Source organism: Williamsia limnetica (assembly GCF_003217475.1).
Classification (GTDB): domain Bacteria; phylum Actinomycetota; class Actinomycetes; order Mycobacteriales; family Mycobacteriaceae; genus Williamsia; species Williamsia limnetica.
The window spans coordinates 398,346-421,295 of the sequence record NZ_QJSP01000001.1; the positions used below are offsets into that span (position 1 = coordinate 398,346).

At 65.4% G+C, this 22,950-nt stretch carries 19 protein-coding genes; 10 read left to right on the forward strand and 9 right to left on the reverse strand.

Annotated elements, in window-relative coordinates:
- Positions 1–25 precede the first annotated feature (25 nt).
- The 4 genes from mptB to DFR67_RS01935 all read left to right on the forward strand — a co-directional run bounded on the left by mptB (position 26) and on the right by DFR67_RS01935 (position 4,637).
- The gene (gene mptB / locus DFR67_RS01920) at positions 26–1,804 is read left to right on the forward strand and encodes a polyprenol phosphomannose-dependent alpha 1,6 mannosyltransferase MptB (protein WP_110467894.1); all 1,779 of its coding nucleotides are present in this window, start codon (positions 26–28) and stop codon (positions 1,802–1,804) included.
- A 69-nt stretch (positions 1,805–1,873) separates the two neighbouring features.
- Positions 1,874–2,839 carry an ABC transporter ATP-binding protein gene (locus DFR67_RS01925; RefSeq protein ID WP_110467695.1) on the forward strand — a complete coding sequence of 322 codons (966 nt, stop codon included), beginning with the start codon at positions 1,874–1,876 and terminating at the stop codon, positions 2,837–2,839.
- Positions 2,836–3,615: an ABC transporter permease gene (locus DFR67_RS01930; protein WP_110467696.1), complete on the forward strand. Its 780-nt coding sequence runs from the start codon at positions 2,836–2,838 to the stop codon at positions 3,613–3,615. The genes DFR67_RS01925 and DFR67_RS01930 overlap by 4 nt, the downstream gene beginning before the upstream one ends.
- Before the next feature lie 38 nt (positions 3,616–3,653).
- The gene (locus DFR67_RS01935) at positions 3,654–4,637 is read left to right on the forward strand and encodes a COX15/CtaA family protein (RefSeq protein WP_110467697.1); all 984 of its coding nucleotides are present in this window, start codon (positions 3,654–3,656) and stop codon (positions 4,635–4,637) included.
- A gap of 11 nt (positions 4,638–4,648) precedes the next feature.
- On the opposite strand, the gene DFR67_RS01940 is transcribed toward DFR67_RS01935, so the two are convergent.
- Positions 4,649–4,954, reverse strand: a complete 306-nt coding sequence (locus DFR67_RS01940) for a hypothetical protein (RefSeq protein WP_110467698.1) — start codon at positions 4,952–4,954, stop codon at positions 4,649–4,651.
- 62 nt (positions 4,955–5,016) lie between these two features.
- Between DFR67_RS01940 and DFR67_RS01945 the strand changes: the two genes are divergently transcribed.
- Positions 5,017–5,991 (forward strand): quinone oxidoreductase family protein, encoded by a 975-nt coding sequence (locus tag DFR67_RS01945; RefSeq protein WP_110467895.1) that lies wholly within the window; start codon positions 5,017–5,019, stop codon positions 5,989–5,991.
- A 26-nt stretch (positions 5,992–6,017) separates the two neighbouring features.
- Here the strand turns inward: DFR67_RS01945 and DFR67_RS01950 are convergent, their stop codons facing one another.
- Entirely contained in the window at positions 6,018–7,214 is a 1,197-nt protein-coding gene (locus DFR67_RS01950) for a DUF4878 domain-containing protein (protein ID WP_158539874.1), read from the reverse strand.
- A 127-nt stretch (positions 7,215–7,341) separates the two neighbouring features.
- Complete coding sequence (locus DFR67_RS01955; RefSeq protein ID WP_245937655.1) at positions 7,342–8,337, reverse strand: heme o synthase; 996 nt, start codon at positions 8,335–8,337, stop codon at positions 7,342–7,344.
- Positions 8,338–8,570: 233 nt separating this feature from the next.
- Here DFR67_RS01955 and tkt point away from each other — a divergent pair, with 233 nt between their 5' ends.
- The 5 genes from tkt to pgl are packed head-to-tail and all read left to right on the forward strand — an operon-like array spanning position 8,571 to position 15,079.
- Positions 8,571–10,652, forward strand: coding sequence for a transketolase (gene tkt / locus DFR67_RS01960; protein WP_110467701.1), 2,082 nt, complete (start codon positions 8,571–8,573; stop codon positions 10,650–10,652).
- A gap of 55 nt (positions 10,653–10,707) precedes the next feature.
- Positions 10,708–11,832: a transaldolase gene (gene tal, locus DFR67_RS01965; RefSeq protein ID WP_110467702.1), complete on the forward strand. Its 1,125-nt coding sequence runs from the start codon at positions 10,708–10,710 to the stop codon at positions 11,830–11,832.
- Positions 11,833–11,838: 6 nt separating this feature from the next.
- Positions 11,839–13,377, forward strand: a complete 1,539-nt coding sequence (zwf, locus tag DFR67_RS01970) for a glucose-6-phosphate dehydrogenase (protein WP_110467703.1) — start codon at positions 11,839–11,841, stop codon at positions 13,375–13,377.
- Positions 13,378–13,415: 38 nt separating this feature from the next.
- On the forward strand, positions 13,416–14,339 hold the full coding sequence (locus tag DFR67_RS01975) for a glucose-6-phosphate dehydrogenase assembly protein OpcA (RefSeq protein ID WP_110467704.1): 924 nt from the start codon (positions 13,416–13,418) through the stop codon (positions 14,337–14,339).
- Positions 14,336–15,079 carry a 6-phosphogluconolactonase gene (pgl, locus tag DFR67_RS01980; RefSeq protein WP_110467705.1) on the forward strand — a complete coding sequence of 248 codons (744 nt, stop codon included), beginning with the start codon at positions 14,336–14,338 and terminating at the stop codon, positions 15,077–15,079. Before DFR67_RS01975 ends, pgl begins: the two co-directional genes overlap by 4 nt.
- Before the next feature lie 13 nt (positions 15,080–15,092).
- Here the strand turns inward: pgl and DFR67_RS01985 are convergent, their stop codons facing one another.
- The 6 genes from DFR67_RS01985 to gap form a co-directional block, all read right to left on the reverse strand.
- Complete coding sequence (locus DFR67_RS01985; RefSeq protein WP_110467706.1) at positions 15,093–16,352, reverse strand: oxygenase MpaB family protein; 1,260 nt, start codon at positions 16,350–16,352, stop codon at positions 15,093–15,095.
- 178 nt (positions 16,353–16,530) lie between these two features.
- On the reverse strand, positions 16,531–19,335 hold the full coding sequence (ppc, locus tag DFR67_RS01990) for a phosphoenolpyruvate carboxylase (protein WP_245937656.1): 2,805 nt from the start codon (positions 19,333–19,335) through the stop codon (positions 16,531–16,533).
- Positions 19,336–19,398: 63 nt separating this feature from the next.
- Positions 19,399–19,632: a preprotein translocase subunit SecG gene (gene secG / locus DFR67_RS01995; protein ID WP_110467708.1), complete on the reverse strand. Its 234-nt coding sequence runs from the start codon at positions 19,630–19,632 to the stop codon at positions 19,399–19,401.
- Between the two features lie 134 nt (positions 19,633–19,766).
- Positions 19,767–20,555 (reverse strand): triose-phosphate isomerase, encoded by a 789-nt coding sequence (tpiA, locus tag DFR67_RS02000; protein ID WP_110467709.1) that lies wholly within the window; start codon positions 20,553–20,555, stop codon positions 19,767–19,769.
- A gap of 1 nt (position 20,556) precedes the next feature.
- Positions 20,557–21,774 carry a phosphoglycerate kinase gene (locus DFR67_RS02005; protein ID WP_110467710.1) on the reverse strand — a complete coding sequence of 406 codons (1,218 nt, stop codon included), beginning with the start codon at positions 21,772–21,774 and terminating at the stop codon, positions 20,557–20,559.
- A 55-nt stretch (positions 21,775–21,829) separates the two neighbouring features.
- Positions 21,830–22,849, reverse strand: a complete 1,020-nt coding sequence (gene gap, locus DFR67_RS02010; protein WP_084836856.1) for a type I glyceraldehyde-3-phosphate dehydrogenase — start codon at positions 22,847–22,849, stop codon at positions 21,830–21,832.
- Between the last annotated feature and the right edge of the window lie 101 nt (positions 22,850–22,950).

Consider the following 22,950-nt stretch of genomic DNA (forward strand, 5'->3'; position numbering starts at 1 on the left):
AACAGCTCAGCCCAAACCCGTACGGATGGCACTCGGTCGTACCGCCGACTATCTGGGCCTTCGCCGTGCCGGGGCGAGCCGGCCCGGGCGCGATTCCACGGGTGACTACGGGTTGGCCGTCGCCAAACTCCACGGCGACGAGGGTGAGGTGGGCCCACTCAACCGCGAAGAATCACGACGACTCCTCAAGATCCGTTTGTTCGGGGCCACCGGCGCCGTACTGGTCCTGGTCGGAGCCCTCGGAACCGGCGCGTTGCCCGTCCTCCAAAATCCCCTCGCGGGTGCCCGCGTGCTGTCACTTCCCTCCCGGATGTGGCCGACCGCGCTGACCTTCTCCCTGGCGGGCACGGTGATCCTGGTCCTCGCCTGGCTGCTCCTCGGGCGTTTCGCCGTCGGCCGACTCGGGGTCGACGTGATGAAAGGCCACACCCCGAAACGCCGGATGACCCGCCGTCAGGCCGATCGCACCCTGTTGGTGTGGCTGCTGCCGTTCGTCGTCGCACCACCGATGCTCAGCAAGGACGTCTACTCGTACCTGGCGCAGAGCGAGATCGCTGCCCGCGGACTCGACCCGTACTCGGTCAGCCCTGCGGCGGGCCTCGGGATAGACCACGTGTTCACCCGGTCGGTGCCCAACTTGTGGCGAGAAACACCTGCGCCGTACGGTCCCCTGTTCCTCTGGCTGGGCGACGGCATCACTCACATCACGGGCGAGTACATCCCCGCTGCACTCGTGGCACACCGAGCCCTCGCACTGTTCGGGGTCGCGTTGATCGTCTGGGCTCTCCCGCGGCTGGCCAAGAGGTGCGGCGTCTCCCCCGTGGCCGCCCTGTGGCTCGGCGCGATGAATCCCCTGCTGATCCTGCATCTCGTCGGAGGTATCCACAACGAGGCGCTGATGCTCGGGATGATGCTGGCCGGCATCGAGATCTGTTTCCGGGGCATCGATTCCCCAGAGCGATTACGAAGACCCGGGTCATGGCTGCCTTCCGCTGCAGGGTGGTTACTGCTGGCGGGCGCCGTGCTACTCGCCGCGTCGGCGATGATCAAGATCGCCTCGGTGCTCGCGTTCGGGTTCGTCGGAGTCGCACTGGCCAGACGATGGGGTGCCACCCTGCCCGCCCTTCGGCACGCTCCACCCCGCGAGTACTGGCAGAGGTCCAAACGAAGCGTCGTCGCGTTACTGGGATCCGCGGGGCTGCTGGGGGTGATCCTCGGCAGCGTCACCGCCGCCATCTCCCTCGGGACGGGCCTCGGATTCGGCTGGACCACGACGCTCTCGACCGGCGATGTCGTGCGGTCGTGGATGTCCATGCCGACGTTCCTCTCCGTGACCACCGGCCGGATCGGGGTGCAACTAGGACTCGGCGACCACACCCAGGCGATGCTCGACGTCGCCCGACCGGTCGCTCAGGTGATAGCCGCGATCCTCGTCGTCCGCTGGCTGCTGGCTGCGCTCGCAGGACGCCTGCACCCGGTCGGCGCACTCGGGATCGCGATGGGCACCTTCGTGCTGCTGTTCCCGTTCGTCCAGCCCTGGTATCTGCTGTGGGCGATCATCCCGCTGGCGGCCTGGGCAACGGGTCGTTGGTTCCGGATCACCGCCATCACCGTCTCGGCGATCATCTCCGTGGTCGTCCTGCCGACCGGGGCGGGAACACGCGGGTTCCAGCTCGCCGAGGCGATCGTCGCGGCGGTCCTGCTTGTGGCGATACTCACAGCGCTGTTCTTCGAGGAAATGCCCTGGCAGCGCCGACGCCGAGCAAAGGCCGACGTCGCCGAGTCCGTGGGGTCGGTCCACTGACGACCGTGGCCGGTCGCGGCGGTCACCCGTGTTCCGTACCGCACCAATCGACGCTTACTCTTGGACGTTGTGAGTAGCCCCTCGTCCGCAGCCGGTGTCACCGGCGCTGCGGCGGCCGGTCCGGCCCTGTCGGTCAAGGGACTCGTGAAACGTTACGGAGACACCACTGCGGTGGGCGGGCTAGATCTCGAACTCCAGACCGGTGAGATCCTCGCGATCCTCGGGCCCAACGGCGCCGGGAAGACCACCACGGTGGAAATCTGCGAAGGATTCCAGTCCCCTGACGAAGGGGAGGTCACGTTGCTGGGTCTCGACCCCATCGCCGACAACGAGAAGGTACGCAGCCGGATCGGCGTCATGCTGCAGGGAGGCGGCGCCTACCCCGGTGCCCGCGCGGGCGAGATGCTGCGTCTGTGCGCCGCGTACTCCGCCGACCCGATCGATCCGGACTGGCTTCTGGAGAACCTTGGTCTCGTCGAAGCGCAACGTACCTCCTACCGGCGCCTGTCCGGCGGTCAACAACAACGGCTCGCCCTGGCATGCGCTCTGGTGGGACGTCCCGAGGTCGTGTTCCTCGACGAACCGACGGCCGGCATGGACGCCCACGCCCGGATCATGGTCTGGGAACTGATCGATCGGCTCCGGGCGGATGGGGTCTCGGTACTCCTGACCACCCACCTCATGGACGAGGCCGAAGAACTCGCGGATCAGTTGATCATCATCGACCATGGCGTCGAGGTCGCCAAGGGCACACCTGCCGAACTGACCAGCCGTGGCGCCGAGAACGAGTTGCGGTTTCACGCCCCGCGCGGCCTGGACCTGACACTGCTGGAAACAGTTCTCCCCGAGGGCTATTCGTGTAGCGAATTCTCGCCTGGCGGATATCTGGTGCGCGGTCAGGTGACACCACAGGTGCTGGCCACGGTGACGGGCTGGTGCGCCAAGATCAACGTGCTCGCCACTGATCTCAGGGTCGAGACCCGAAGCCTCGAGGACGTCTTCCTGGAACTGACCGGACGAGGTATGCGCGGATGACCGTTCCCAACCGATTCGCCGCAGGTACCTTCACACCCCGCCCGAGCCCCGCACCGATCAGGACGATGATCGCGGCGCAGTCGCGCATCGAGTTGATGCTCCTGCTCCGCAACGGCGAGCAGCAACTGCTCACGATGTTCATCCCGATCACCTTGCTCATCGGGCTGTGCCTGCTCCCGATCGGCGACTTCGACGAGTCCCGCACCGATCTGTTCGTGCCTGCCATCATGACCGTCGCAGTGATGTCGACTGCGTTCACAGGCCAGGCCATCGCCGTCGGTTTCGACCGGCGCTACGGAGCGCTCAAACGTCTCGGGGCGACTCCGCTACCGCGATGGGGTGTGATCGCCGGTAAGTCGATCGCCGTCGCGGTCGTCGTCAGCATCCAGGCGATCATCCTCGGTGGGATCGGTGCTGCCCTGGGCTGGCGGCCTTCCGTTGCGGGGCTGTTGCTCGGCATCATCGCCATCGCGGTCGGCACGCTGGCCTTCTCGGCCATGGGGTTGCTGCTGGGCGGCACGCTGAAGGCCGAGGTGGTGCTCGCGCTGGCCAATCTCCTGTGGTTCGCATTCCTGGGGATCGGCTCGATCGTGGTGCTCGGCGACCGCGTGCCGGATGCCGCCCAGTGGATTGCCCGGTGTACACCGTCAGGCGCCTTGAGTGAGGCACTGCATCAGGCCACCGCCGGGTCGGTCGACCTCTTCGGACTGGCGGTCCTGGCGGTGTGGGGGATCGTGTCCGGCGTCGCAGCCGTGAGGTATTTCAAGTTCACCTGACGCCGGAGGTCATCGGACGGCAGCCTACGATCAATAGCGTGTATCGCCTGTTTGTCCGGCTCGTCGACCGGCTCCCCCTCCCCTCACTCCGTGTCCAGGTCGGTATCGCCATCGCTGTGGTACTGACCCAGGCGGGCATCGCAGTCACCGGCGCCGTGGTCCGCGTGACGGCGTCGGGCCTCGGCTGCCCGACCTGGCCACAGTGTTTCCCGGGCAGTTTCACGCCGGTTCAGCACGGCGAGGTCGCGGCGATCCATCAAGCGGTCGAGTTCGGTAATCGGATGCTCACGTTCCTCGTGGTCCTGACCGCGGCGCTGATCGTCATCGCCGTGACCCGGGCCAGGCGACGCCACGAGGTCCGTGTGTACGCGTGGCTGATGCCGGTGTCCACCGTCGTACAGGCTGTGATGGGTGGCATCACCGTGCTGACAGGCCTGCTCTGGTGGACTGTGGCAATTCATCTACTGCTGTCGATGGCCATGGTCTGGCTGGCGGTGCTGTTGCTGGAGAAGGTTCGCGAACCCGATGACGCGGTGGCCATCCCGGAAGTGCCTGTTGCGCTGCGGTGGCTGACCGCATTGTCCGCTGTCCTGATGGGCGCGGTACTCGTCGCGGGGACGATGGTCACCGGCGCAGGCCCTCACGCCGGGGACAAGAGCATCGAGAAGCCCGTCCCCCGGCTTGCCGTCGAGATCACGACCCTGGTGCACCTGCACGCAGATCTGCTGATCGCCTACCTGTCGGTACTCGTCGCGATCGGATTCGCACTGTTCGCGGTCGGGGCGTCGCGACGTCTCAAGAAGCGGCTGTATGTCGTCGTCGCAGTGGTGGCCGCTCAGGCGTTGGTGGGGGTCACGCAGTACGTCACCGACATCCCCGCCGCGCTGGTGGTCGTCCACGTCGCCGGAGCCGGAGCGTGTGTCGCGGCGACTGCGGCGCTGTGGATCGCGATGCGGCCCCGTTTGTCGTCGGTCGCCCTGGATCAGACGAGGCCCGAACGGTCGACCGCCGCACTGAGCTGAACGCCGAGGACTCAGGTGTTCGCGACCCAGCCCGCCATCTTGCGGTAATGACCGGGCCGGACCTCCGCCGACGAGGTCAGCTCCCTGTCCCACTCGCCGATCTCCACGCCGTCCACCTTGTCGACGATCGCCTTCGCCGTCTCGAGGTCTGCGACGACCTGGTCACCGAGGATGCCGCCCTGCCCGCCGACAAGCGTGATGCGTACGCCCGCAGCCCCGACTGGTTGCAGGACCGCGGTGGCCGAACCACCCTCACGGGCCACGTACTTGGTGATCGCGGAGATGACGCCCTGGTGCTCAGTCATGGGAAACAGCATAGAGCCGCACCATCGCGAGCCCGGTGACAGGTCGGTTCATCGGGTCCGCGTACAACGGAATCATGCATGCGATAACGGTCAGTCAGCACGGTGGTCCAGAAGAACTCCGGCCTATGAGCGTGCCGGACCCGGAGCCGGGGCCCGGTGAGGTGCTCGTCCGGGTTGCCGCCAGCGGCGTCAATTTCATCGACACCTACCAGCGGTCGGGCGCCTACTCGATGAAATTGCCGTACGTCCCCGGCAGCGAGGGCGCCGGAGAGGTCATCGCGATCGGGGATGAGGTCACGTCGGTCGCCGTCGGTCAGCGCGTTGCCTGGTGCGACGCGCCCGGCAGTTACGCCGAACTCGTCCTGGTCCGGGCAACACGGGCGGTGCCGGTGCCCGACGGTGTGGACGATCAGGTGGCCGCATCGGCGCTGCTGCAGGGACTCACCGCCCACTACCTGCTGGACGGGTCGGCCCATCCCCAGCCGGACCAGACGATTCTCGTCCACGCCGGGGCGGGTGGCGTCGGACTGGTGTTGACGCAGATGGCGAAGGCGAAGGGCTTGCGGGTCATCACGACCGTGTCCTCCGACGCCAAAGAAGCGCTCTCACGCGAGGCGGGTGCAGACGAGGTGCTGCGTTACGGCGACGACCTCGCCGAGCGGGTCCGTGGTCTGACAGAGGGTCGCGGGGTCGCGGTCAGCTACGACGGAGTCGGCGCAGACACCTTCGAACAGAGTCTGGCCGCCACCGCCGTACGCGGTGTCGTCGTGCTGTTCGGGGCGGCGAGCGGACCGGTGCCCCCCTTCGATCTCCAGCGGCTCAACGCAGCGGGATCACTGTCGGTCACCCGTCCCAAGCTCGGGGATTTCATCGCCGACGATGCCGAGTTCACGTGGCGCGCCGGTGAGGTGATCGACGGAATCGCGAACGGCACTGTGAAGGTACTCGTCGGGCACACTTACCCACTGGCAGAGGCGGCGCAGGCGCACCGCGACCTCGCGGCCCGCACCACCACCGGTTCGGTGGTACTACTCCCAGCCCACGGCTGAATCGCCACGGGTCACCGTGGCTCGACTCAGTCGGCGGTGTACGTCGGCGGGTCGGCCGAGAGGTCGACCTTGCCGTACATGAACTCGTTGTCCTGTTCGGTCTTGGTCTCCGCCGGGCGGTAGCTCGTCGCCGTGGTGCGGTAGGTCACCGACCAGGGCAGTTGGCCGTTGACAGATACCTCATCCGGGTTGTCGTAGCCGATGCGGTACTCGAGCTTCGACAGGTCCGTCGGTGCCGTCCAGGTGGCCGAGCCGGGTTCGGCGTTGTAGGCGTACACGTTCTGCTCGCATCCCGGCTTGTCTGCCGACGCGTCGGCCTGCTTGGACAGCGCGCAATTGTCGAGATACGTCTCGACCGCGGACTGCACCGCATTACGGCCGGTGCCACTGAGCTCCGTGGTCAGCTGTGACACACCGAAGTAGGCCTGCGCCGACATCGGGAAGTCCTTCGCTTTGGAGTCGACGACGGTGAAGTTCTTGTCGGCGCTACCCCACTCCATGGGGCCGGGGAAGAAGTAGACCTTCGCTTCTTTGTCGACCGGTACACCGAACGCGGTGAGTTGCGGGATGTCTCCGGACGCGGACATCTCCAGGCTCACCGCCCCCTCGTCCAATCGCCAGGAGTCCCCGGTCTCGTGCAGCATGAACGTCTCGTCGGCCTTGCGGTCGCCGAATGTGTATGTCGCCTGGACTGTGGCCATGTCGCCGCCCTTGTTGGTGTCGACGATCTTTATGTCGGCGATCTTCGCGATCGCCTGCTGCTTCTTGAGGACGTCATCGGTGAGCAGCAGATCGGACGGTGGCGTCTTCATGACGCCGAGCGCCTTCTGCGCGTCTCCGTCGGACAGCGCCTGCAGATACGTTTTCACCGCCGCCTCGGGATTGCCGGCCGAGCCACCACCTCCGAGCGTCACGACGAGGGTCACGACCAACACCACGACGATGAGCGCTGCGCCGGCGATTAGCCCGATGATCAGCGGTTTACGTGATCGCGGCGGCTGGCCCCCGCCCGGTCCGAAACCACCCTGCCCGCCGGGCCACTGACCCGGCTGCGGCGGGTATGCCTGGTACGGCTGGTAGGCCTCTCCAGGGCCGGGTTGCCCGTACTGCGGATTACCCGGCTGTCCGAACTGAGGCTGACCTGCGACCGTCGGTTCCGAGTACGGCTGCCACTCGGGGTTACCACCGGCAGGTCCGGACCCAGGTCCATGCGGATACGACACGATTCCCCCAAGGAAGTTCGGCACAACGGCCCTGCACGAGCCCGGATGATCAGACGTTAACCCGCCTACCGTCCGGCGCGGTCAGCCGACCCTGCCTACGGGCCGATGATCTACCGAACGGATGACGTCAGAACAGGCTGGCGAGTGTCGGGAAGCCGATCACCGAGTCGATCGCCAGACCACAGAACACGATCGCGAGATATTCGTTGGACTGCAAGAACACCTTCAGCGGTGTGACCTCTTCGCCGCGAAGCGTCGAACGATAGAGCTTGTGGACAACGAAGATGAACCATCCACCCGCTGCCAACGCGACGGCCGCATAGATCCAGCTGGTCGCCAGGCACAGGACCAAGGTGCTCAGCACGGTGGCCCAGGTGTAGAAGAGCATCTGCCGTGTCACCTGGATCTCGGTGGCGATCACCGGGAGCATGGGGACCCCCGCGGCGCGGTAGTCCTCCTTGTAACGCATGGCCAGTGCCCAGGTGTGTGGCGGAGTCCAGAAGAAGATCACCATGAACAACACCAACGGCTGCCAGCCCAGTGTCCCGGTCACCGCGGCCCAGCCCACCAACGTCGGCATGCATCCGGCGGCCCCGCCCCAGACGACGTTCTGCCAGGTCCGTCGCTTGAGCACCATCGTGTAGACGAAAACGTAGAACGCGATGGTCGCCATCACGAGCAGGGCGCTGAGAAGATTGGCCATCGTGAACAGGACGGCGAACGAGCCGGCGCCGAGCAGGATGCCGAAGATCAGCGCACTGCGTGTCGACACCGCATGTCTGGCCAGAGGCCGACGTTCGGTGCGCTTCATCTTCTGATCGATGTCCGCGTCGACCACCATGTTCAAGGTGTTGGCGCTCGCCGCTCCCAGCCAGCCACCCAGCAACGTCCACGCCATCAGGGTCAGATCGATGTTGCCGCGATCCGCCAACAGCATCACCGGGATGGTGGCGACAAGCAGCAACTCGATGACCCGGGGCTTGGTGAGCGCGAGGTAAGCCAGCGCCGCACTCTGAATCCGCCGACGAAGAGTTGTCGGGGGCGCCACCGGCGGTGCCTCACCGCCACCTGTCGCCGGGGAGGAGGCGAAACCGTGTCCGCTCACACGTTCCCCAATCCGCACTAGATCTCCTGACTCGTCCATCTACTACAGGGAATGGTAGACGGCCGGGGTACCAGAACCAGAATCGAGGTCGAAACCCCACCACAGCGGCCTGCCACCCACCGCGGTCGGCACCGTGGTGACGTTTCGCCTCCCGTATGCCACGACATCGACCCGAGACGACTAGGCTGGTGGCGGGCTCTTCAGTAGCCCCGCCCTGTACCGGAGTCGAGCTTGTAGGAGTTCACACGATCGTGTCAGCATCAGACGAAATTCGCGCGCTAACCCAGGCCTCTCATCCAGCTGACTGGAGCGAGGTGGACACGAAAGCGGTTGACACAGTACGAGTTTTGGCTGCAGACGCCGTCCAGAAGTGCGGTAGCGGCCACCCCGGAACGGCCATGAGTCTGGCCCCGCTCGCCTACACGCTGTTTCAGCGGGTGATGCGCCACGACCCCACTGACACCGACTGGATGGGACGTGACCGGTTCATCCTGTCGTGCGGCCACTCCAGCCTCACGCTGTACATCCAGCTCTACCTGGGCGGTTTCGGTCTCGAGCTCGATGACCTGAAAGCTCTTCGTACGTACGAGTCGAAGACGCCCGGGCACCCCGAATACCGCCACACCCGCGGGGTCGAGATGACGACGGGCCCGCTCGGGCAGGGTCTGGCCTCGTCCGTCGGTATGGCGATGGCCGCCCGCTACGAGCGTGGGTTGTTCGACCCGGACGCACCCGTCGGCGGCAGCGCATTCGACCACTACATCTACGTGATCGCCTCGGACGGCGACATCGAAGAGGGCGTCACGTCCGAAGCCAGCTCACTGGCCGGTACCCAGCAGCTCGGCAACCTGATCGTGTTCTATGACAAGAACCACATCTCGATCGAGGACGACACCGAGATCGCGCTGTCAGAAGACGTCGCAGCGCGCTACGCGGCCTACGGCTGGCACGTACAGCACGTCGACGGCGGCGAGAACGTGACGGCCATCGAAGAGGCGATCGAGAAGGCCAAGGCTGTGATCGACAAGCCGTCGATCATCGTCCTACGCACGATCATCGGCTTCCCGGCTCCGAACAAGCAGAACACGGGTAGTGCGCACGGCGCGGCGCTGGGCAACGACGAGGTCGCCGAGACCAAGAAGATCCTCGGGTTCGACCCGGAGAAAACGTTCGAGGTCTCTGACGAGGTGATCGCTCACACCCGCTCGCTCGTCGAGCGCGGCGCCGAGCAACGTAAGGCCTGGGAGAGGTCCTTCGACGAGTGGGCCGAGGCCAACCCCGAGCGCAAGGAGCTGCTCGATCGGCTCAACGTCAACGGATTGCCCGAGGGCTGGACCGACGCACTGCCGAAATGGGAGGTCGGGGACAAAGACGTCGCGACCCGGTCGGCATCCGGCAAGGTGCTCTCCGCCCTCGGCCCGGTACTGCCCGAGTTGTGGGGCGGCTCCGCCGACTTGGCAGGAAGCAACAACACCACCATCGACGGTGCCGCATCGTTCGGTCCGACGAGCATCAGTACCAAGACCTGGAGTGCCAACCCCTACGGGCGGACCCTGCACTTCGGTATCCGCGAGCACGCGATGGGTGCGATTCTCTCGGGCATCGTCCGGCACGGTCCGACCCGCGCCTACGGCGGAACATTCCTGCAATTCGCGGACTACATGCGGCCGGCGGTGCGGCTCGCGTCCCTGATGAAGACCGACCCGATCTATGTCTGGACCCACGACTCCATCGGGCTCGGCGAAGACGGACCGACGCATCAGCCGATCGAACATCTCGCCGCGCTGCGAGCGATCCCGGATCTCGACGTGATCCGGCCGGGTGACGCCAACGAGACCGCGTACGCCTGGCAGCAGATCCTGCAGCGACGCCACAATCCGGCCGGCCTCGCACTGACCCGTCAGAACCTGCCGATTCTCGAGGGCACGTCTGCCGAGGGTGTCGCCAAGGGTGGGTACATCCTGTCGGAGTCCGAAGGCGATCCGCAGGTCGTCCTGATCGGGACCGGCTCCGAGGTGTACCTCGCGGTGGAGGCGCAGAAGGCGCTCAAGGGCAAGGGCATTGCCGCACGAGTCGTCTCCATGCCGTGTGTCGAGTGGTTCGACGAGCAAGACCAGGCCTACCGGGACTCGGTGATCCCGCCTGCACTGAAGGCCAGGGTCAGCGTCGAAGCCGGCATCGCGATGCCGTGGTACCGACTCGTCGGCGACGGCGGAGAGATCATCTCGATCGAGCACTACGGCGCGTCCGCCGACTACAAGGTTCTGTACGAGAAGTTCGGCATCACGGCGGATGCTGTCACCGCCGCCGCCGAACGCGCGATCGCGAAGTAGTCCTGGTCGAAGTCACCGATCACGACTCCCCCATCACCAAGAATCGGAGCGCACCATGAGCGAACAGAACGCCAATCTTGCCGCACTGTCCCAGGCCGGCGTATCGGTCTGGCTCGACGACCTGTCCCGGACCCGTATCAAGTCGGGCAACCTGGCCGAACTCGTCGCCACCAAATCGGTCGTCGGTGTCACCACCAACCCGTCGATCTTCCAGGCTGCGTTGTCCAAGGGTGACGCATACGACGAGCAGGTGAACGAACTCGCCGCCCGCGGCGCCGATGTCGACGCGACCATCCGGACCGTCACCACAGACGACGTCCGCGACGCATGCGACATCCTCGCCCCGCAGTACGAGGCCTCGGGCGGTGTGGACGGTCGGGTGTCCATCGAGGTCGATCCCCGGCTGGCGCACGATGCCGACAAGACCGCCGCGCAGGCAGTCGAACTCTGGAAGATCGTCGACCGGCCAAACGTCTTGATCAAGATCCCCGCCACCGAGGCCGGAATTCCGGCGATCGCCAAGACCATCGCGGAAGGCATCAGTGTCAACGTCACGCTGATCTTCTCGGTCGAGCGCTACGAACTCGTGATGGGTGCTTTCCTCGATGGCCTCGAGCAAGCCAAGACCGCCGGCCATGACCTGTCCAAGATCCATTCCGTGGCCTCGTTCTTCGTCTCCCGCGTCGACACCGAGATCGACAAGCGTCTCGACGCGATCGGGTCGGACGAGGCGAAGGAACTCAAGGGCAAGGCCGCTCTCGCGAACGCTCGGCTCGCGTACGCGGCCTACCAGAAGGTCTTCGAGGACCAGCCCCGGTTCGCCGCGCTCAAGGAGTCCGGTGCACACGCGCAGCGACCACTGTGGGCGTCGACCGGCGTCAAGGATCCGGCGTACCCCGACACCCTCTACGTCGGCGAGCTGGTCGCTCCGGGCACCGTCAACACCATGCCGGAGAAGACCATGGATGCCTTCGCCGATCACGGTGAGGTCAATACCTCGTCGATCATCGGACAGGGTCCGGCGTCTCAGGAGATCTTCGACAAACTCGCCGCCATCGGCATCGACCTGACGGACGTCTTCCTCGTCCTCGAGAACGAGGGTGTCGAGAAGTTCGAGGCGTCGTGGAAGGAACTGCTCGACGCCACAGCCGAGCAGCTGGCCGAGAAATCAAAGGGCTGAACGACATTGTCCGACCGCAGCTCCGAATGGGTCAACCCACTCCGAGATGAACGGGACAAGCGCCTTCCCCGGATCGCCGGACCATGCAGTCTGGTCATCTTCGGCGTCACCGGGGATCTCGCCCGCAGAAAGCTGATGCCCGCGGTCTACGACCTCGCGAACCGGGGACTCCTGCCGCCGGGGTTCGCGTTGGTCGGCTTCGCCCGCCGCGACTGGGATCACGAGGACTTCGGCCAGGTTGTGCACGACGCGGTCCGGGCCAATGCCCGGACCCCGTTCCGCGAAGACGTCTGGGAACGCCTGAGCGAAGGCTTCCGCTTCGTACAGGGCACCTTCGACGACCCCGAGGCCTTCGACAAGCTCCGAGACACGCTGGGTGAGCTGGACGAGAAGCGCGGTACTGACGGCAACCACGCGTTCTACCTGTCCATTCCGCCGGCAGCGTTTCCGGTGGTGTGCGAGCAACTCTCGCGCTCCGGTCTCGCGGAACAGTCCGAGGACAAGTGGCGGCGGGTGGTCATCGAGAAGCCGTTCGGGCACGATCTGGACAGCGCCAAAGAGCTGAACAACGTGGTCAACACGGTCTTCCCGGAGCACTCCGTATTCCGTATCGACCATTACCTCGGCAAAGAGACCGTCCAGAACATCCTCGCGCTGCGCTTCGCGAACCAACTGTTCGACCCGGTGTGGAGTTCGCACTACGTCGACCACGTCCAGATCACCATGGCCGAGGACATCGGCCTCGGTGGTCGCGCCGGATACTACGACGGCATCGGCGCCGCCCGTGACGTGATCCAGAATCATCTGATCCAGTTGATGGCCCTGATCGCGATGGAAGAGCCCATCTCGTTCGAACCGCACGAGTTGCAGACCGAGAAGATCAAGGTGCTCTCGGCCACCCGGAACATTCTGCCGCTCGACGAGAACACCGCCCGGGGACAGTACGAGGCCGGATGGCAGGGCAGCGAGCCGGTTCCGGGCCTCAAGGACGAGAAAGGCTTCGCCGCGGATTCGACGACAGAGACGTTCGCCGCGATCGCGGTCGAGGTCGACAGTCGACGGTGGGCCGGCGTCCCCTTCTACCTGCGCACCGGCAAACGGCTGGGGCGGCGCGTGACCGAGATCGCACTGGTCTTCAAACGAGCCCCACATCTGCCTTTCGACCAGACGATGACCGAGGAATTGAGCCAGAACGCTTTGGTGATCCGGGTGCAGCCCGATGAAGGCATCACGTTGCGCTTCGGTTCGAAGGTTCCGGGTTCTTCGATGGAGGTCCGCGACGTCAACATGGACTTCTCCTACGGTCAGGCGTTCACCGAGTCCTCGCCTGAGGCCTACGAGCGGTTGATCCTGGACGTTTTGCTGGGTGAGCCGTCGCTGTTCCCCGTCAACGCCGAGGTCGAGTTGTCATGGAAGATACTCGATCCCGTACTCGAGCGCTGGGCCGCGACAGGCACACCGGACGGTTATGAATCGGGCACCTGGGGCCCCGAGTCCGCCGACGAGATGATGACCCGCAACGGCCGGGCCTGGCGCCGGCCTTGATCTCCCGGTAGTCGCGCCTCTTGACGAAGGAGCAAGCAATGATCGTCGAACTCCCTGATACGAGTACCACCGCCATCAGCAAGCAGCTCATCAAGATCCGCGACTCGGGTGGCGCATTCACCTCCGGTCGGGTGCTGACACTCCTTGTCTGCACCGACGAAGGTGAGCCGACCGAGGGCGCCATCGAAGCTGCCAACGAGGCCAGCCGCGAACATCCGTGTCGGGTGATCGTCGTCGCACGCGGTGACCGGAACCTCCCGTCGCGACTCGACGCCCAGATCCGGGTCGGCGGCGACGCCGGCGCCTCTGAGGTCGTCGTCTTGCACCTGTACGGCGAGCTCGCCGATCACGGTGAGAGCGTTGTCATCCCGTTCATGCTGCCGGACACACCGGTGGTCACGTGGTGGCCGGGACGGGGTCCGGACAACCCGGCCGCCGACCCGATCGGTCAGCTCGGCACCCGGCGGATCACCGACGCACGCCGCGCGACAGATGTACCCGCCGAACTGCAGCGGCGGCTCGCCACCTACGCTCCGGGCGATTCCGACATCGCGTGGTCACGGATCACCGCATGGCGTGCACTCCTGGCGTCAGCGCTCGATCAACCGCCGCACAGTGCGGTGACCGCAGCCGAGGTCGAAGGTCCGGCCGACTCCCCCGCAGTCGATCTCCTTGCAGGCTGGCTGCATTCGGTCCTGGGTGTTCCGGTGACGAGGTCGGTCGGTAGTTTCAAGGTGACGGTCGACCGCGACGCCGGTCCGCTCGTGCTGTGCGTCGGCATGAGCAATCAGGCCATCATTTCCATCCCGGGCAAACCCGATGGGCGGGTTGCACTCCCGGGCCGCGAGTTGAGCAATCTGCTCGCAGAAGAACTTCGCAGGCTCGACCCCGACGAGATCTACCATCTCGCGCTGCAGGGGGTGGCCGGCATCATTCGCGCCGAAGACAGGGTTCACGCATGAGCACACCGGAAATATTCAGGTCCGCCGACAAGGACTCGCTGGTCGAAGCGGTGACCGAGCGGTTCATCACCACGATCACGGCGGCGCAGGCCGCCCGCGGAACCGCGTCGGTGGTACTGACCGGAGGAAGCAACGGCATAGCACTGCTGGAGGCCCTGGCAAAGGATTCCGGCGACATCGATTGGTCGGCCGTGGACATCTACTGGGGTGACGAGCGTTTCGTGGCCGCCGACGATTCCGAGCGCAACGCGGGTCAGGCCCAGGCGGCCCTGCTCGACCATGTGCCGGTGAACGCTGATCGGGTCTTCGTGATGGCGTCGTCGGACGGTGAGTTCGGTGACGACATCCACGCAGCCGCGGCCGATTACGCCGAACGCCTTGCCGCCCGGGCGGGTGAAGGCGAGACCGTCCCCCAGTTCGATCTCCATCTGCTCGGCATGGGCGGCGAGGGTCACATCAACTCGCTGTTCCCGCACTCGGAGGCAACCGGCGAGAGCCGGGCCTCCGTGGTGGCGGTGACCAATTCCCCCAAACCGCCGCCGAAGCGGATCACACTGACCCTGCCCGCCATCGCACGTTCGCGCGAGGTCTGGTTCCTGGTGTCGGGTGCGGAGAAGGCCGAAGCCGTCGCCGCAGGCGTGGCGGGTGCCGATTTCATGGACTGGCCGTGTGCCGGTGCGCACGGGACCGAATCCACGGTGTGGTTCGTAGATCCCGCGGCCGCGTCGAATCTGCCCTGATCGCGGTCCTGCCTCAGCGGCGCAGTCCGCGGCCCGTTTGGAACGTCGCCTCGCGGCCTTCCATCTGTGCCGCGTACCAGTTCTCACGATGCCTGCGCATGACTCGCTCATGAACACGTGAGATCGGCGGGCAGACCCGACGTGCAGTCTCGACGATCGTCACCAGCGGCAGTCTCAGCGCAATCCATACGATGGCTGGGAAGGCGCTGGGCATGTCGTACTTTTTCCTCGTCCACGGCATCATGAACAACGCCGAATACGCCGCATAGATACGCGCGTTGTAGAGCTCTCGCATCCGTCGTAGCCCCGTGTGGCCGTCCCTGGGGGCGAAGGCTGCGGGAAACGACTCGATGAGCTCCGCCCCGTGCGGGCCCGAATCGTGGCTGCGCGTGGTGTTGACCAACGCCAGCAGTCGCAGCGAATCGGCGATCGATTTCGGGTACCACTGCGTCCGCACTCCGAGCAGATGTCCGAGGTAGCGCTGATAGTGCAGCAGGACCCGGATCTCCCGCGGCGACGTCTGGATTCCCACCATCCAGAGCGCCATCGCGGGCACCACGCTGCCGCCGAGCAGGGTCAGCAGCTGGTACGACTGGCTGATCGGTAGACCCCAGCGCGCAGCGTCCCACTCGGGGTGTTCGGCGACGGTACGGCGAACCCAGACGTGCATGACCCGGACCCGCATGGCGGTGGCCCGGCCCGCTGATCCGGGCGTGAGAAGGGCATCCGGTTCGGACACATCGATCCAGAAGCGTGCGGTCTCCAGGAACCTACGCAGCGCATTGTCACCGGCGTATCCGCCCGCGAGCGACAACGGCGTCGCGACCGCCGCCTCGGTGTACATCTCGAGGGTGATGCCACCTGCCACGCTGAACAGAGACGTTCCCCATCGCCTCCAGATGGCTTCACCTTCGGCGATCTGCGCCGGGTCCACCCACTCGGGAACGTTCTCGAACTCCGCGAAGAGCGCCACCATCGCGGGTGGCGGATCCTCGATCGACTCGAGTCCATCGGTCAGCGCCTTGTCGAGCAACGCTCGCGCGGCCTCACCACCGAGTTCGCCGTAGACCTCATCGACAAATCGCTCGGCCACCGGATCGGTGGTGAACATCTCCGCCGCGAATGTACGGATGTGTTCCTCCGACGGGAAGAGGTCTTTGCCCGTCACACGTCTCGCCACCCGACGCGCACGTGTGACGGCCTTGCTGTCCACCGCGTGCGCATAGCGGACGGCCTCAGGGAACCGAGGCTCGTCTGCTCGGCTCATCGGCATTGGTGTGGACACCCGGACTCCCGTTCGGTTCGAGTGAGACGAAAACGGAGAATCGTCTCGCAGGAATCGAACATACCCCATGACGGCCCTGTTGCCATCCCCGCACAAAAACACACCGTTCGGTCACACACACCTGTTGCAACGGGTGCACGTGACCGAACGGTGTGTTTTTTGTCGACTACCCGCTGTTGCGCAGTGCCGTCGCAAGTCCGTTCATGGTGAGTTGGATCCCGCGACGCACCAGATCCGAATCGTCGCCACCGCGGTAGCGGCGCAACAGCTCGACCTGCAGGTGGTTGAGGGGCTCGAGGTACGGGAAGCGGTTGAAGACCGAGCGCTTGAGCGCGGGGTTGTCCGCCAGCAGGTCGTCGGTACCCGTGATCGCGAAGTACATCGCAGTCGTGCGCTCATGCTCCGCGGTGATCATCCCGAAGACCTTCTCCCGTAATTCCTCATCCGGAACGAGACGCGAATACCGTTCCGCCAGACCAAGATCCGACTTTGCCATCACCTGCGCCATATTGGACATCACCGTCCGGAAGAACGGCCAGCGGCGGTAATAGTCGGTCAAGATCGCCAGCCGCTCGCCATCGCCGCCGACCCACTGCTCGAACGCGGTACCCGTTCCGTACCAGCCCGGCAACATCACCCTGGCCTGCGACCAGGACAACACCCACGGGATCGCACGAAGATCCGAGATCTTCTCGGTCTGTTTACGCGAGGCAGGGCGGCTGCCGATGTTGAGTGAACCGATCTCCGACAGCGGGGTGGAGTTCACGAAGTACTCGACGAACCCCGGTGTTTCGTGGACGAGCTCGCTGTAGGCCGCACGCGCCAGCGCGGCGAGTTCGTCGAGCACGGCGTAAGCCGCCTCCGCCTCGGCGCCGAGACCTTCCGTGTCGAGCAGTGACGACTCGATGGTCGCTGCCAACAGGGTTTCCAGGTTGCGCCGTGCGACCACGGGTTCGGCGTATTTCGCGGCGATCACCTCGCCCTGCTCGGTGATCCGCAGCGACCCCTGAACGGCGCCCGGCGGCTGCGCCAGGATCGCGTCGTAGCTCGGTCCGCCGCCGCGGCCGACCGTTCCACCGCGACCGTGGAACAGTCGCAATCGGATACCCGCCTTCTTCGCGGCGTCGACGAGATCGAGCTCCGCCCGGTACAGCGCCCAGTTCGCCGCCAGGTACCCGCCGTCCTTGTTGGAGTCGGAATACCCGAGCATGATCTCCTGGATCCCCTCCTGCGCGTCGACGAGCGCGCGGTAGAGCGGGATGTCGAGGGCCGCGAGCAACGTTGCGGCGCCCTGTTGCAGATCCTCGATGGTCTCGAACAACGGAACCACCCGCACCGACGAACTCGGCGCGATGTCTTCGGAGCCGGGGTCGAACAGTCCTGCCTCCTTCAGCAGCACCATGGCCTCGAACATATCGCTCACGGATGTGCACATGCTGATGATGTAGTTGGGGACCGCCGCAGGCCCGTACGCCCTCACCGCTGCCGCAGCGGACCGGACGATGTCGAGTTCCTTGTGCGCGAGGTCGGAGAGGTCGGCACCCGGCCCGGTGAGCGGTCGTCTGCTGCTCAATTCATCGGTGAGCAACTCCACCCGTTCGGCCTCCCCCAGTGACCGATAGTCCGAATGGACACCGGCCCAGGCCAGTAGTTCTGCGATCACCTCTTCGTGAGTCTCCGAGTTCTGCCGCATGTCCAGGCCGGAGAGATGGAAACCGAATGCCCGCACCGCCTCTCGCAGGGTCAGTAACCGGTCATCGGCGAGTTCGTCGTCGCCGTTCGAGCGCAGCGAGTCATCGATCACGTCGAGGTCGGCGAGGAACTCAGCGGCGTCGGTGTAGGTGGCCGAGCCATCTTTCGGGTAGCCCCCGTCATTGACAGCGACAAAACGGTCCCCGAAAAGACGACCCGCGGTCGCAGCCAGCCGCGCCCGGATGGCACGCAAGGCCTGCCGATAAGGTTCGTCGGCCTCGGTCTCACCGCGTTGCACACCGCCGAGCGCGAACACCCCGTCTCCGACGTCGGTCAGTCGAGACGTCAGGCTCAGCTCCTGCGCCAGTGTGGCCAGTTCGGCGAGGTGATGCGAGACCGCGGTTTCCGCCGCCCGACGCGTTGCCATGCCGACGATCTCACCGGTCACGAAGGGGTTACCGTCCCGGTCCCCGCCGATCCACGAGCCCATCCTCAGCATGGGTTCATCGGCGATACCGGCGGCCGGGTAGTGCTCCTGAAGCCAGGCCCGGAGCTCCGCGTTGACCCGCGGGATGACTTCGAAGAACCCGGCGTCGTAGTACCGGAGTCCCACCTCGATCTCGTCTTGGATCTGTAGTCGTTCGAGGCGGATCAGCGCGGTCTCCCACAGCGTGAGCACCTGTCGGTTCAAGGCTCTGTCGACCTCGTCACGTTCGGCGGGCGTCAATTCGGTACGTCCGGCGAAACGCATCAGATCGGTGATCCGGCGCTGGACCTCGAACACGGTCCGTCGGCGGGTCTCGGTGGGATGGGCGGTGATCACCGGGACCACCGTGGCGTCGGCGAGTGCCGCGCCGACCTGCTCATCACCGAGTCCTGCGGCCGAGAGCTTGGCGTACGTCGCAGCGAGTGTGGAGTCCTGGGGCGGATCCCCCGCACGGACATGGATGGCGCGACGCCGTTCCCGGTGGATGTCCTCGGCGAGATTGGCGAGCAAGGCGAAGTGGCTGAACGCCCGGATCACCGAGATGGCCTCGGAGACGTCTATGTCGCGGAACAAGCTCTCGAGTTCGGTCCGCTCGATTTCGGAACGGCGGACCCGGAAAGATTCGACCCGGGCCTTTTCGACGAGTTCGAAGGTGCCCTCGCCGGCATGTTTACGAACGATCTGTCCGAGGATGCCGCCCAACAGGCGAATGTCTTCGCGTAGCGGTTCGGTCAATTGTCTGTCGGTGCTGCCGGCTTCCGGTCGGGGCACGGCGGGGCGCTTGTCGGTCACCCGCTCAGTATCTATGCCCGCCCAGGGCTAGCGCATCTCGACAATCGGCGTTGACCGAAGGTGTTACGAGAGCTTGATGTCCAGACCGATGCCGAGGATGAAGATCGACCAGATCACGCCGACGAAAACCGTCAGGCGGTCGAGGTTACGCTCGACGACACTCGAACCGGACAGGCTCGACTGCACACCGCCACCGAACAGCGACGACAGACCGCCACCTTTGCCGCGATGGAGCAGTACCAGGACGATCAACAACACGCTGGTGACCACGAGTCCGATGTCCAGGGCAAGCTTCACGTGTCGTTTCCTATCAGAAGTTTTGTTCGAACGGCCGATCTACCACTGTACCGGCCGGTGCCCGCACCCGGAAATGGGGCGTTTTGGCGAGCAAACCCGCAGGTCGCGTTCGCCAAAAGGCCCCAATTTCGGGATCAGGGCAGAGGTCCGCCGGCGGCGATGGCCGACAGCGTGGCGAACTCGTCCGACTTGAGTGAGGCACCGCCGACAAGCGCGCCGTCGACGTCGGTCTGTCCGACGATCTCTCCCACGTTCTTCGCGTTGACCGAACCGCCGTAGAGCACGCGTACCGAATCGGCGATCTTCTGATCGGCGAGTTCGGCGAGGGTCGTACGCAGGGCAGCGCAGACCTCCTGCGCATCGGCGGCACTGGCGACCCGGCCGGTGCCGATGGCCCACACCGGCTCGTATGCGATGACGACCTTCGAGATCTCGTCAGCGCTCAACCCGGCTAGCGAACCCTTGAGCTGCGCGATGTTGTAGGCCACGTGCTCGCCCGCTTCACGGATCTCGAGCCCCTCACCGACACACACGATAGGCGTCAGCTCGTACTTCAGCGCAGCCTTGGTCTTGGCGAGCACCACGTCATCGGTCTCGGCGTGCAGGGTGCGCCGTTCCGAATGCCCGACGACAACAAACGTGCAGCCGAGCTTCGAGAGGAACGCGCCGCTGATCTCACCGGTGTACGCACCGGAGTCGTGTGCCGAAAGATCCTGTGCGCCATAGGTGAGCAGCAGTTTGTCACCGTCGACGACGGTCTGCACGCTCCGGATGTCCGTGAACGGCGGGATGACCGTGACGTCGACCTTGTCGAAGTACTTGGTGGGCAGCGCAAATGCGATCTTCTGCACCAGGCCGATGGCCTCCAGGTGATTGAGATTCATTTTCCAGTTGCCCGCGATCAGCGGTTTACGATTGGCCATCTCAGCTCTCCAATACCTTCAGTCCGGGAAGTTCCTTGCCCTCGAGGTACTCGAGCGAGGCCCCGCCACCGGTCGAGATGTGGGAGAAACCGTCCTCGGGAAGACCGAGTGTGCGTACCGCAGCGGCGCTGTCGCCGCCGCCGACCACCGAGAACGCACCGCCCTTGGTGGCGCCGATGATCGCCTCGGCCAAACCCTTCGTCCCGGCTGCGAACTTCTCGAACTCGAAGACGCCGGCGGGACCGTTCCAGAACACGGTCTTGGCCTCTCCGAGCACAGCCGCGAATCGCTTCACCGCTTCGGGTCCGATGTCGAGCCCCATCCAGCCGTCCGGGATCTCCGTGGAAGGGACGACCTTCGCCTCTGCGTCGGCGGCGAACTTGTCGGCCACCACCACGTCGATCGGCAGGTGGATGACGTCGCCGAACCGCTCCAGCAACGACTTGCAGGTCTCGATCTGGTCTTCCTGCAGCAGCGACGAACCCACCGACAAACCGTTGGCCGCCAAGAACGTGAACGCCATCCCGCCGCCGATGACCAGCGTGTCGACCTTCGGCGCCAGCGCCTCGATGACACCGATCTTGTCGGACACCTTGGAACCACCGAGCACCACCGCGTACGGGCGGGCAGTGTCCGTGGTGAGCTTCGCGAGAACCTCGACCTCGGCCGCAACCAGGCCACCTGCATAGTGCGGGAGCAGTTTTGCCACGTCGTACACCGACGCCTGCTCCCGGTGGACCACTCCGAACCCGTCGGAGACGAACGCGCCCTCGTCACCGGTCAGTTCCACCAGCGCCTTGGCGAGCTTCTCGCGCTCGGCTGCATCCTTGGAGGTCTCGCGCGGATCGAAACGCACGTTCTCCACCATCATGACGTCACCGTCGGTCAGACCTTCCGAGCGCGCGAGAGCGTCGCCGCCCACCACGTCGGTCGCCAACTGGACGTTGCGACCCAGTTCGGCACCGAGCCGCTCGGCGACCGGGCCCAGCGAGAACGCCGGGTCCGGGGCGCCTTTCGGACGTCCCAGGTGCGCGGTCACGATGACCTTCGCGCCCGCATCGGACAGGGTCTTGATGGTGGGCACCGACGCCAGGATGCGCCCGGCATCGGTGATGGTGGAGCCGTCCAGCGGAACGTTGAGGTCGGATCGGACCAGAACGGTCCGTCCTTCCACTCCGGTCGCGAGCAGATCAGCGAGGGTGGGTACCGAGGTGGTCATCAGGCGCGTCGTCTCCCGGCGCTCGAAGGGTCAGGGTCTACTCGAACTGGTTGTGCTAGAGCGACTTTCCGACAAGGCCGGTGAGGTCGACGAGGCGGTTGGAGTAGCCCCACTCGTTGTCGTACCAGGACACGATCTTGACCTGCTCGTCGATGACCTTCGTCAGCGGCGCATCGAAGATCGAGGAGTGCGGATCGGTGACGATGTCCGAGGACACGATGGGGGCGGTGCTGTACTTCAGGATGCCCTTGAGGGGTCCCTCGGCCGCTGCCTTCATGGCGTCGTTGATCTCGTCGACGGTCGCCTTCTTCTTCAGGATGGCGGTGAGGTCGGTGACCGAGCCGGTCGGGATGGGCACGCGCAGTGCGTAGCCGTCCAGCTTGCCGAGCAGCTGCGGCAGAACCAGTCCGATCGCCTTTGCCGCACCGGTTCCGGTGGGCACGACGTTGAGGGCCGCAGCGCGGGCGCGGCGCAGATCGCTGTGCGGTCCGTCCTGCAGGTTCTGATCCTGGGTGTAGGCGTGGATCGTGGTCATCAGACCCGACACGATGCCGAACTCGTCATCGAGGACCTTGGCGACCGGTCCGAGGCAGTTCGTGGTGCACGAGGCGTTGGAGATGATGTTCTGGCTGCCGTCGTACTTGTCGTCGTTGACGCCCAGGACGATCGTGATGTCTTCGCCCTTGGCGGGAGCGGAGATGATGACCTTCTTGGCGCCGGCGTCGAGATGGCCCTTGGCCTTGGCGGCATCGGTGAAGATACCGGTCGACTCGACGACGATGTCGACGCCCAGATCGCCCCAGGGGAGCTCGGAGAGCGGCCCACGATGTGCGAGCGCCTTGATCTTGCGGTCTCCGACAACGATCGTGTCGTCACCTTCGAGCGAGACATCCTGCGGCAACCGGCCCAGGATGGAGTCGTATTTGAGCAGGTGCGCCAGGCTCGCGTTGTCCGTGAGGTCGTTGACAGCGACGATCTCGATGTCAGTGGTGCCGAGCGCCTTCTGCGCTTCGATGGCACGGAAGAAGTTACGGCCGATCCGGCCGAATCCGTTGACGCCTACACGAACGGTCACTATGAGCTCCTTAGCTGTGGGTGTGCTGGGCCATCGTGTGGCCCGTCTGCGGCAGTGATCAGCCTAGTCGTCGGCCCGGGACCAGGCACGCCCGGTCCGAC